At 35.7% G+C, this 11,934-nt stretch carries 12 protein-coding genes and 1 rRNA gene; 12 read left to right on the top strand and 1 reads right to left on the bottom strand.

Annotated features, from left to right (window positions below; genetic code table 11):
* From ACKI30_RS04110 to ACKI30_RS04075, 8 genes are all read left to right on the top strand, one after another.
* The coding region (locus ACKI30_RS04110; protein ID WP_407410117.1) for an SAM-dependent methyltransferase at window positions 1–622 on the top strand (622 nt) is incomplete at its 5' end.
* Window positions 623–689: 67 nt separating this feature from the next.
* Window positions 690–1,118, top strand: a complete 429-nt coding sequence (gene hycI / locus ACKI30_RS04105) for a hydrogenase maturation peptidase HycI (protein ID WP_407410119.1) — start codon at window positions 690–692, stop codon at window positions 1,116–1,118.
* A complete protein-coding gene (locus tag ACKI30_RS04100; RefSeq protein ID WP_407410115.1) occupies window positions 1,115–2,209 on the top strand; it encodes an acetyl-CoA carboxylase biotin carboxylase subunit family protein in 1,095 nt (364 codons plus the stop codon). Before hycI ends, ACKI30_RS04100 begins: the two co-directional genes overlap by 4 nt.
* A gap of 65 nt (window positions 2,210–2,274) precedes the next feature.
* The gene (locus tag ACKI30_RS04095) at window positions 2,275–3,357 is read left to right on the top strand and encodes a glycosyltransferase family 4 protein (protein WP_407410113.1); all 1,083 of its coding nucleotides are present in this window, start codon (window positions 2,275–2,277) and stop codon (window positions 3,355–3,357) included.
* Window positions 3,358–3,370: 13 nt separating this feature from the next.
* Window positions 3,371–4,801 carry a Mur ligase family protein gene (locus ACKI30_RS04090; protein ID WP_407410111.1) on the top strand — a complete coding sequence of 477 codons (1,431 nt, stop codon included), beginning with the start codon at window positions 3,371–3,373 and terminating at the stop codon, window positions 4,799–4,801.
* Window positions 4,802–4,873: 72 nt separating this feature from the next.
* A complete protein-coding gene (locus ACKI30_RS04085) occupies window positions 4,874–5,320 on the top strand; it encodes a hypothetical protein (RefSeq protein ID WP_407410109.1) in 447 nt (148 codons plus the stop codon).
* A gap of 4 nt (window positions 5,321–5,324) precedes the next feature.
* The gene (locus ACKI30_RS04080; protein WP_407410107.1) at window positions 5,325–6,584 is read left to right on the top strand and encodes a hypothetical protein; all 1,260 of its coding nucleotides are present in this window, start codon (window positions 5,325–5,327) and stop codon (window positions 6,582–6,584) included.
* A 40-nt stretch (window positions 6,585–6,624) separates the two neighbouring features.
* On the top strand, window positions 6,625–7,059 hold the full coding sequence (locus ACKI30_RS04075) for a DUF356 domain-containing protein (RefSeq protein WP_407410105.1): 435 nt from the start codon (window positions 6,625–6,627) through the stop codon (window positions 7,057–7,059).
* Here the strand turns inward: ACKI30_RS04075 and ACKI30_RS04070 are convergent, their stop codons facing one another.
* On the bottom strand, window positions 7,060–7,548 hold the full coding sequence (locus ACKI30_RS04070) for a multiprotein bridging factor aMBF1 (RefSeq protein ID WP_407410103.1): 489 nt from the start codon (window positions 7,546–7,548) through the stop codon (window positions 7,060–7,062). It lies immediately after the preceding gene.
* 163 nt (window positions 7,549–7,711) lie between these two features.
* Here ACKI30_RS04070 and ACKI30_RS04065 point away from each other — a divergent pair, with 163 nt between their 5' ends.
* From ACKI30_RS04065 to ACKI30_RS04050, 4 genes are all read left to right on the top strand, one after another.
* Window positions 7,712–8,968, top strand: a complete 1,257-nt coding sequence (locus ACKI30_RS04065) for a proteasome-activating nucleotidase (protein WP_407410101.1) — start codon at window positions 7,712–7,714, stop codon at window positions 8,966–8,968.
* A gap of 131 nt (window positions 8,969–9,099) precedes the next feature.
* Complete coding sequence (locus ACKI30_RS04060) at window positions 9,100–10,212, top strand: PH domain-containing protein (protein WP_407410099.1); 1,113 nt, start codon at window positions 9,100–9,102, stop codon at window positions 10,210–10,212.
* A 28-nt stretch (window positions 10,213–10,240) separates the two neighbouring features.
* Entirely contained in the window at window positions 10,241–11,278 is a 1,038-nt protein-coding gene (locus ACKI30_RS04055) for a TIGR01177 family methyltransferase (protein ID WP_407410097.1), read from the top strand.
* Window positions 11,279–11,808: 530 nt separating this feature from the next.
* A 16S ribosomal RNA gene (locus ACKI30_RS04050) occupies window positions 11,809–11,934 on the top strand; the annotation flags it as partial.

Genomic DNA, 11,934 nt, shown 5'->3' with positions numbered 1-11,934 from the left:
TTTAAGTTCCAAATTTAAAGAAATCATTTCCATTGAAATAGATTCAAGCGCTTCAAGATGTGCAAAGGAAAATTTAGCCAGTTTCGATAACATTGAGGTTATCAACACTAATGTTTTGGAGCATGAATTCGATAAAAAAGCAGATTTGATTGTTTGTGAAATGATGGATACCGCCCTGATTGACGAGGAACAGGTTCCGGTTTTGAATCATGCTAAAAAATTCCTAAAGTCAACAGGCAGAATCATTCCTCAAAGCGTAATCAATTCAGCCGAATTGGTCAATATGGAAAGGGAGTATATCCATTGGGATGAAAATGCAAAATATGAAGTTTTCTCGGACATGATGGTCTACTCAGAATTTGATTTTTCAGAGGACATTAATCCAAATTTTGAAGCAGAACTCTCATTTAAAGCAAATAAAGATGGAATTGTAAACGGATTGAAAATCACCACTTTTACCAAGCTCACTGATAATATCATATGCGGTCCGACTCCAATGTTGAATCCGCCGTTGTTGATACCTTTTGATGCAAAATCCATAAAAAGTAATGAATATATAACTGTAAAATTAAAGTATATAATGGGAAATGGGATTGAAAGTATTGAAACAAAGATAATTTAAAGGTGATAATGTGTCTTTTAAGTCTCAATTAGGCAATTTTTTAGATGACTGTGAGAAATTAATTATATTGGGTGTCGGAAACGAGCTTAAGTGCGATGATGGTGTAGGACCATATATAATTAAAAAATTAAAAGAGGAAAATATCGAAGATAAGAAAAAATTATTGTTCATCGATGCTCAGACAGTTCCAGAAAATTTCACTGGCAAAATCAGAAAGGAAAACCCTACTCATTTAATCATTGTGGACGCATGCCTGATGGATGAGGAGCCGGGAACTATGAAAATAGTGAACAAGTATGATTTTGCAAACATAGGCATTTCAACACACTCCATGTCATTGTCCTTTTTTGTAAGATATCTTGAAAGGGACACTGAATTCAGGATAATATTTGTTGGAATCGAACCTGAATCTATGGATTATGCAGACAAGCCTACTCCAAAAGTTGCGGAAGCTGCAGATGAATTTGTAAATATTTTAAAAGAGTTAATATTATGAAAATTTTATTTATTGGTTCAAGATTATACGATGATATTGATTGGTATGTGCGAAAAAAAGGTATTGAAAGCGTGCTTACCGAATCAAATGAAAATGCTATTAATTTAGATTTGCCTGACCAGGTATTTATTGTGCCTAGAGGAATGGATGGTCCAAAACAGGTAGCATTAATGCAAAAAGTTGATGCAATTGTGCCTTTAATCGGTATTGATCCGCCACTGATAGATGTTGCACAAATGAAAGAGGAAGTTGAAGCGGAATACGGCATTCCTGTAGTTGCGGCTAATGTGAATGCAGTTGAGTTGACTTCCAATAAGATTAAAACCAAAGAGTTTTATCAGGAAATCGGTGTAGTCACTCCTGATTATCAGATTTTAAACAGTCCTGAAGAGCTTACTTTAGACTTGCCTGTTGTTTTAAAACAAGGTGAAGGTCAAGGGGGCAAGGACATTAAAGTGGCAAAGACTATCGAAGATGTTAATGAGTACTTCGATACCTTTGACCAGGCTTTATGTGAAAGATTCATTGAAGGATCCGAAATATCCATCGAGGTACTGGGTTTCAATGGTGAATATGTTGCATTGCCTCCAATCTATAAGGGGGAAACAACATTGGAAGGTACACATCCATTAAATAAGGTCAAGACAGGTCCTTGTATGGTTGAAGGGCTTGACAATAATTTGGTTCAGCACACTGCCTATAAGGTTGCCAAAAACCTTGGTTCTGATGGAATATTCGAAATGGATTTCATGTATTCCAAAAAAGACAATCAGCTATATGCCATTGAAGTGAATACAAGGCCGAACGGTACAAGATATCTGACTACCGCTACCTGCGGCGTAAACTCATTATGTGAACTTGTCAACATGGCAATCGGAGAATTTTCACTGTCAAATATTTCAGATAAATTGGAATATTTTTATTCCACTGAAATTCCAATCGGCAATTATGAAGGTCCATCTCCTAAAGAGCCGGTCAAGTCTTTTGAAGATAATGACTTTGTGGTTCATGGTCCTGAAGGTTATCAAAGAGTCACTGCCCGGGCAAATTCCAAAGATGAACTTGAAAAATTAGTTGAAAAATTAATGTAAATCTGTGTTATAAGTTATAATTATATAGTATTACCAATAGATATTTTAATAGTTTAAAAGATTTATTGTGTGGTATAATGACTAATACAGATTTGTTAATTCTTTTTTTAATAACATTATGTGCTACAATATTCTTTACATGGTACATTAAAAGAATATTGCTACAAGCAAGGATTGCAGATAATCCTATAGTAAGTGAACATAGACATAAGAGCGGTACTCCAACAATGGGGGGTATTGCATTCTTATTTACTATCTGTTTGATAATTGCACTATATTATCATAACACTCCTATTTTATTATTGTCATTCATAATGCTTGCCGGAGGAATTGTAGGTATGGTGGATGATTTAATAGGTCTTAAAGTTAAGGAAATCCAAAAGATTGTTGTAAATACATCAAATGAAGTAATTACCTTAGGAAGATTGGACGTTGAACCTGGCGAGGAAGTACGTGTTGCAACTCCAAAAGCAAAAGCAGAAGTGGATGACTTGCTTAAAGCAGGAAAAGTGGAAGTAATCGGTGAAGTTCCTATCAAAACAGAACCTGAGGAACTGGAAAAAATTATTTGTCAAATCGTTTTAGGTTTGTTCTTTGCTTTAACTGGCGTTGGTGCAACTTTAGGCGGATTCCAATTAGGACTTTTGGCTATTCCTGTAGTAATTATAGCTATTTTAGGATGTATTAACTGTGTTAATCTAATCGACGGTATGGATGGTCTTGCAGCAGGTATTGTAGGAATTGCATCTATCGCATGTTGTGTATACGGATATTTATTTGCACTTCCGAATGTCATTCCGGTATTTTTAATCCTTGCGGGAATTTGTCTAGGATTCTTAGTATTTAACAAGCATCCGGCTGCAATATTCATGGGGGATACCGGATCATTTGTACTGGGTACAGGATACGCTGCAGCGGTTATTTTAGCAGACATTCCTTACTTCGGTGTTTTAGCCTTAGGAGTTCCAATCCTTTCAGTAGTTGTAAGTTTACTTCACAGAGCACATATCATAAAATTACCAGTAGAGCCACTGCATCACACTTTAAATCATTACGGAATGTCAGAAGTAAAAATAGTATTAACTTACTGGGGTTCCACAGCATTATTATGTATAATAGGAATTTTAGCAAAAATGTACATATTTTAGTTGAGGGATAAAAATGGAAATACAAGATTTGGCTAAATCAGTAGGTGGAAAGTTATACGGAAACGTTGATTTCTTTTCTATTGACGGTTTTACAGGAAAGTTCACATTTTTAAATGACGCACATACAGGAGATATTGTAATAAGGCATTGGATTAATGCTACAGGAATAGAAATGGCATTCAACAAGAACATTGCCTGTTTAATTACTCAAACTCCTAAAGACGGTGCCATTGAGACAGCTGAAAGGCTTAACTTCCCATTGATTGTCACTGATAAGATTGAATTGGCCAATGCATACGCACTTTCACACACTATTGACAAGTTTTCACCAAATTCAACAAATATCGTCATTACAGGAACAAACGGCAAATCCACAACCTCACATTTAATTTATCATATTCTAAAAACTGCCGGTTATCATGTGCTTACAAATACCGACAGCGAATCAGAATTCAATACTCTAATAGATCCGATGGTTTCCAAATTAATATCCGATGAGGTATTGGAAAACGGTGAGCTGGACTATCTTGTAATAGAGGTATCTGAAGTACAGGGATGGCTTGGAAATTTAATGGAAAACCATGCTGCATTGATGACTGCAGCCGCAAATCCTAAAGTCGCTGTCATAACAAACATAGCAATGGACCATATCGGTCTTGTAAATTCAATTGAAGACGTTTTTGATGAGATTTCTACAGTTCCGAAAGCCATTGGCGACGGAGTATGCGTACTTAATCATGACGATGAGCTGGTAATGAAACTCGATGCTCAAAATCCGTTTTACGTTTCAATGTCTGAAATTGGCAATCTGAATGCAGTCTGCTATAACGGCAGCGAAATTGTTCACGACGGAAAATCCATTTTGACTGCTGAAGAACTGCCTTTTACCGGGTATCATTTCATACAAAATATCCTGTCAGCTGTTGGGACAGCTATCTCATTGGGTCTTGATATTGAAACTATCAGAAAAGGAGTTAAATCTTATAAGGCATTAAACAGACGCTTTGCAAAATTGAATGATTCTCCTTTAATATATGATGATTTTGCTCACAATCCTGACGGGATAAGAGCAACAATTTCCGAGACAAAAAAATTGCTGAAGGATAATCAAAAGATGTTTGTAGTGTGCGCCATAAGAGGTTCAAGAGGTGTTGAAATAAATCAGTTGAATGTTGATGCGCTTTGCGAATCTATGGATGATAACGTTGAGCTGATTTTATCTTCAAGCAATGACGTAGTTAATGAGTTGAATATAGTCACTGCTGAAGAGCGTGATGTCTTTTTCAATACCTTAAAAGAGAATGATATTGATTTTATCCACTATGAAACTTTAAAGGAATGTTTAACTGAAACATATCAAAAAGCTGATAGTGATGATATCATATTATTGATCGGTGCTCAAGGGATGGATCCTGCCGAGTCACTTTTGAAAGACATAATTTAAATATCATATTTACTTAATATAATAAATGTATAAATTATTCTGTCATGGAATAATATGTAAGAGGATATAAACATGTTTATAAAGATTAGAAGAGACACATTAATTATTTTATTACTTGCGTTTATTTTAATTCTTTGTGGTCGTTTAATTACTTATGTAGCTTTTGCATCATCCAGTGAGATTAATGACGGTATTCCAATCTCCGGAATTATTGTAAAAGGAAATGACATAGTTCCAGTTGATACCATAAGAGCAAATGTGATGCAAGCTGGTTTTAGGGACGGTAGTGTAATCTACGGGGATGTTTTGAAAACTTCCAAAAGAGAGGTATCTCTCCAAGATGCGCTGCAGACGGCCCAGGAATTTGCGACGGAATCGACGGTTCCGGGTACATCAGTGACTCCAATTACAGCTGCTGATGTGCAGGTTGATAAAAATACGGGTGTTGTAACAGTAACTGTTATAGAAGACTTTTCTTCTGTTGAATTGGAAAACGATACTGCAAAGATGAGCGGGTGATTGAATGGATAAATTAAAATTGTCAATTATTTTATTATTTGTATTTTTCTTATCCATAGGTACCGTTGCGGCTACCTGTAACATCATTGTCATCACCGACCCTACAGGTCAGGATCCGAATGGTGCTGCTGCAGGGAGTATGTCCTTTGCGGACAACATGTTCCAGTCAACATTTTTAATGTCTAAAAACAATCAGTTCGCTGTACTTTCCGGGGGTACCGGTAGTTCAGATACAAGGTTGGATTCTATTGTAGACGCTGTTGCAAGTCTGGAAAATAATGTTTCCGCTGCTTCTGCTGCTTCTATCGCTTCAAGATACAAAGGAGCTCGTCTTCTTGTCGGTGGTCCGAACATGGGAGCTGCTATTGGCGGGTCTTATGATGCATATGTTATTACTGTTGAGGATGCCACAAACACAATCAAGGTTACTCCGTACAACAGTGGTATCGCTACATTGCAGCCTGGTCAGAAAGGAGCTATTATTCACTTGAGGAATACTGACGGAAACCCATTGTACGGTACTGCGGATACTGTTAGAAAAGAAACAGCAATGAATATTGGAAAAATGATTCGTGATGGTTATCCAGCAACCACCATTCTATCAGAGGCTATGGGTGAAGTAGCTAATGATTCCGGTGAAAAATACGGTGGTGGTGGAGTCAATTTAGTATCTGGAATTTCCACAGGAGACATGTTTACGCCTAAAGATATGAATGAATCAGGTTATCCGATGGATGAGCAATACTCCAAAGTCTGTGATGACTGCGGTTGGAGTGTAGGATACCCTGCATCTGAAAGATATGATAAATGTCCTGTATGTGATGGGGATTTAAGAGTTGTTTATGCTTACGAAGCTTTGGGCAGTGCGCTGACCGTCAGTCCCGATGCAGTCAGTGTATCGGTTTATGGAAGTGACAAACAGGGTTTAGCAGCAACAACCAAAGAAATTGTTGAGGCATCCGTTTCCAAATATGGTTATGATGCATCCGCAATAGCAGGTTCAATCAACAGGGCTATTAACAATGGTCTTTTAATGGGTGTGGACCATGTTGAACCTAAGGATATAAACGTTAAACAAGGTTCAAAAGCGGTTGGTGTTTATTATAATGCACTTCCGGGTGACAGGTCTTCTCCTTCATGGGATTTACCGGTTGATGGAAATATTTTAAACATTCTGGGTAGTATTCAAACGGCTGTAGGTATCATTCTGATTTTGCTTGTCGTGTTCAGAAGCAGATTGTTGAAATCTTTCCAAGAAAGGTGATTCACCTTCTTTTTTTTATTTTTTTTAAATAGTGATTATTATGGCTTTAATTTTAGTTAGAGGAGAAAACAATTCAAAATTACTCAGTGCAATTGCAGATATGGAAAGGCATGGGAATTTAAATTTGGAAACCAAACCAAGAGTTATCGATGCAAAATTTGCAGATTCCCTGGTTGAAAGTATTTTAAATTCCACTCTCAGAACAAAATCAAATGTTGCAACTGCTTTTTTTGTAAAGGAAGATCCTACATTAAGTATTATGCAGATTAAAAAAATTCATCCTCCTGCACACGTTGTTGTTGTCAGTGATGAATATGACGGCTACGGCAAACTTGAAAGTATGCTGGATGATGCTAAATTGTTTCCAGGCTATCACTCTCACAAAGCTAAAAATGAGGGAATGATAGATTATAAGATTCAAGGCGGCAATAAGCCTATAAAAAATGAGAAATTGAATAGCTATCTGAAAAAATAGCTATTTCCTTTTAATTTTCATTATGTTTCCAAGGGTACGTTCACCTGAGGAACTGTTTATGAATTGATTCAAGTCAACGTTGTTTACTTTTTCAAGCAATGTGATGTTCAACGCTTTTTCTAGTTTTTTTGTAAGTTTCACGTCAGGTGTCATTTTTCCGGTTTCAATTCTGGTTATGACTGAAACCCTTTCGTTGATTTTTTTACCTAACTGTTCTCTAGACCAGTCTTTAGATTCTCTTGCTTTTCTGACCTGAATATCAAAATCTTCTATTAACTCTTCTGAAGGTTCATCTCTTCTAGAATAATTCCTTCTTGGGGCATTTTTTTGTTGTTTGTTTTTTTGCTGCACGTATCTTGGTTTAGGTGGTGCTTTCTGTATTGTTCCGAGTTTGGAACATTCTTTACAAACAACCATAACTGATCCTTCAATTTTTGCTCTTATTGGATTATGTTCTGGCACTGGTTTGCCACATATTTCGCATTCCATATTAATCAGTTTCCTATGTTTTTCTAATTATAATATATAATATTCCTTATTAATATTTGTTAGTATGATTTAAAATGAATACATTTAAATACTTTAAAATTACAAATTGTTATTAAAGTAAAATGTATATGAATTTTATAAGAACTAACTGGAGATGATTCACATGAATGATTTCGATGATTTGGAAAATTCTTCAAAAGAGCAATTGATTGAAAAGGTTGAATCTTTGAAAGAGGAAATAGATTCTTTAAGAGAAGAAAAATCCAAAGCTAAAAGTAACTTAATGTGGAAAGTTAGGAAATTAGAAAAGGATAAAGTCCTAATAGAAAATGAAAAGATTAGATTAGAAAGAGAAACCAAATCCCTACGTTCAGAAGTGGATAGATTCAGGTCCCCTCCTTTAGTGTTAGCTACAATTACTGAAGTTTTAGATGATCATAGAATGACCGTCAAAAGTAGCACAGGACCTAGTTTCCTTGTTAATTACTCAAAATTCTTAGATGAAAAATTATTGGTGCCTGGTTCCAGAGTTGCACTCAACCAACAAACATTCGGTATAGTTGAAATCTTGCCGTCTGAAAAGGACGCTAACGTTTCAGGAATGGAAATTGAGACAAAACCGGATATCACTTACGATAAAATCGGTGGTTTAGAAGAGCAAATTGTAGAAGTTAAAGAAACTGTGGAATTGCCTTTAACTCACCCTGAACTGTTCGAAAAAGTTGGTATTGAACCTCCTAAAGGTATCCTCTTATACGGACCTCCTGGAACAGGTAAGACCTTGCTTGCAAAAGCTGTGGCTAATGAAACCAATGCAACATTTATCAAAATTGTAGCATCAGAATTCGTTAAAAAATACATAGGTGAAGGTGCAAGACTTGTACGTGAAGTGTTCGAGCTTGCAAAGGAAAAGGCACCTGCTATCATTTTCATAGATGAGCTTGATGCTGTAGCTGCAAAAAGACTTAAAAGTTCCACCAGCGGTGACAGGGAAGTTCAAAGAACCCTTATGCAACTTCTCGCAGAACTTGACGGATTTGAATCAAGGGGTGACATAGGTATCATCGGTGCAACCAACAGGCCGGATATCTTGGATCCTGCATTGTTACGTCCTGGTCGTTTTGACAGATTTATTGAAGTTCCTCTTCCAAATGATGAAGGAAGAAGGGAAATTCTCAAAATCCACACCAAAAACATGTCCTTCGATGAAGAAGCAGATGTTGACTTGCTTGCAAGTTTAACCGATGGCCTTTCAGGTGCAGACCTAAAAGCTGTATGTACTGAAGCAGGTATGTTTGCGATTCGTGAAGAACGTGACAAGATTACTGTGGATGACTTTATGGATGCAATTGAAAAAGTCATGAGCAAAACCAGCGAAGAGGATTTATACAAGTCCGAAGCTGGAGTAATGTTTGGATAAATTTTTTAAAAATAAGCCAATGATGAACCCTATGAGCTCTGATACGTGATGAATGATGGGCGAGCTGAGGCTTATTTTATCAATCTTTTTTTGTAAAACTATATTTAAAAGTAAATTCTAATAGTATAATTATGTTATTTAATAAAAATGATGAAAGGACTAATGAAAGGGTTCTTTATAAAACAAAGCCTAATATGTTTTTAGGTTGTAAAAAAGCTATTTTTGGTGTTGTTTTATTGGCTGTTGTTTTTATGGTATCCCCTATGGTAATTCAGTTCATAGGTAGATTGCAGGTTTATCTGATTTCTCAGATTAAACTTCCTTTAACCAGATTTGCGGCAATAGCATTTTTTGTAGTCATTCTTATTATAATACTTTATATCATTTGGCAACTTCTCAAGTGGTATTCATTGGAGTATACATTGACAGATTCAAGAATCATCATTAAATCCGGATTGCTGTCAACCAAGAAAAATTACATGCCCTACACTACAATTCAGGATATCAACACTTCCCAGAGCATATTCGCCAGAATGTTTAATGTGGGTACTGTTTCAGTTTTCAGCGCTTATGACAACAACCTGATGAGCATTGAAAATGTTTCCGATCCGTCAAAGGTTGAAGATATCATATTTTCAAACATGATGAATCACAGAAGCTTCCAGGATACTCCTCAAAGCTATATCGAAAGGGATATGGGAAGGGGCTTCCAGGACAATTCCCGCAACTATACTGAAAGGGATATGGGAAGGGGCTTCCAGGACACTCGCAGCTATTCCGAAAGGGATACGGGCAGAAGCTATTCCGAAAACAGTTACAATGACGATTATTATGATGAATTTGAACCTATCACACCAATCGCTCATGAGAGAAGTTCACGTCCGAGAAGGGAATATGAATACTATCCCGAAGACTTTGGCTATAGGGATGATAATGTAAAAAGGTATGAATATGAACCTTATGAGGACGAACTGGAATACACTATGGACAGGGCGGTGAACAATTCTTCAGAAAGTATAAGATATGAAGGTGGCCCAAACAGTTTTTCAAATGATTCTCATTATAATGATTCAAGAGATAATTATTCCAATAGTCATGAAGATTATTATCAAAATGACGAGCCTAGAATTCAATATAATGAAAGTCATGAAAACAATTATCAAGATGAACCAAGTCACGTAGCTGAAAAAGAGGATTCCAGTGAAACTGTTATCAGAAGGCATTTTGATAAGTTTAAAAAATAATTTTTTTTTAATATTTAGGTGAATTATAATGGAACTATTATGCATACAATCTCAGGAACATCCGGAATTGCCTTTAGCGGAACTCAAAGCCGTAATGGAATGTGAAAATATTCAGGCTAGTATTAATGTAATCTGTGAAGGGCTGGTTATATTAAGCGATATTTCTGAAGATGACATTGATGACTATTATGAGACATTGACAAGGAGACTTGGATATACTCATGAGGTTCATGAACTTATAGAAAAATCATCAGTGGACAGCATAGAACATGACATTTCACTGATTGACTGGCCTAAATATATAAATGAAAATTTTGCAGTAAGGGTTAAAAGATTCAACTCAGAAGTCGACACTGTTGCTGCAGAAAGAAAGATAGGATCATTGATATTGGATAACTGCGACGGCATCAAGGTGAAACTGAAGGAGCCTAACTCTCTGATACGTGTTGTGGCATTTGAAAATACTCTTTATATTGCTATAGAAAGATTCAAGCTAAACAAGAAACATTTTGTGGAAAGTAAACCTCACAAAAGACCATTTTTTTATCCTGGATCCATGAGTCCCAAGTTGGCCCGCTGTATGGTAAACCTCTCAAGGGTGACTGCTGGTCAGCTATTGCTTGACCCGTTCTGCGGTACCGGAGGAATATTGATTGAAGCGGGACTGATCGGATGTAAGCTGGTGGGTTCTGATATTTACTGGAAAATGAAAAACGGTACAGCCATCAACCTGGACTACTTCGGAATAACAGATTATAGAACATTCAACATTGATGTTCGTGAACTCAAGATGTATGAAAAGGTTGCAAGTGTAGTTACAGATCCGCCATATGGAATATCAACTTCAACCGGAGATATTGAAGGAAACGATATATTTAAGGAATTTTTCATTTCCATGTACGGAAACATGAAGGATGATGCCTACCTTTGTATGGCAAGTCCTCATTATGTTGATTTAAAGCCGATCGCCGATGAAGTTGGCTTTGAAATTGTTGAGCAATATGGAATTAAAATGCATAGAAGTTTGACAAGAATAATTTCCGTTATTAGAAAAAAGCAAGAATAATATAGTTACATTTATATACTAGTTATTTTTTCCTATAGGATTATACTCCTAAAAATTACTAATTTTTCTTTATTTAATAATTTAGATAATTTACATTTTTTATTTTGATATTTTGGCATTTTTAAAATTTTTATTTTTAAATTTTATCAAATTTTATATTTTCATTAAATATTGATTTTTAATATTTTATTTAAGATATAGAATATTTTAATGAAGATTTAATTTATAATATTATTTATTGCAATATTTTTTAATTGAATTTGTTACTAAAATTTGTCTGTCTATTAGATGTGCTATATGTTTTTATGGCGTTGGTCTAAGTCTTATTGTATTTACAATCATGACTATGATGACTGCTTTTCCACATGTAGCTATACTTTAGTGAGTACTTGAGTTTTTTCAAGTATGATGTTGGTTTTGTAGATGTGGTGAATTAGTTACAAATTAATTTGTTTCAAATTTATTGTGTATACTCGTCTATATTTTTAGCGTACTTCATAATACTTATTATTATGTCTGTTATGTGTTCAATTCTGTTTGATCCTGGCAGATGCTACTGCTATTGGGATTCGATTAAGCCATGCAAGTCGAACGAGTTTAGGCTCGTGGCGTACGGCTCAGTAACACGTGGATAACCTACCCTTAGGACTGGGATA

This window comes from Methanobrevibacter sp., assembly GCF_045539575.1.
Taxonomy (GTDB): Archaea; Methanobacteriota; Methanobacteria; order Methanobacteriales; family Methanobacteriaceae; genus Methanocatella.
This window is presented reverse-complemented; position numbering and strand designations above follow the sequence as displayed.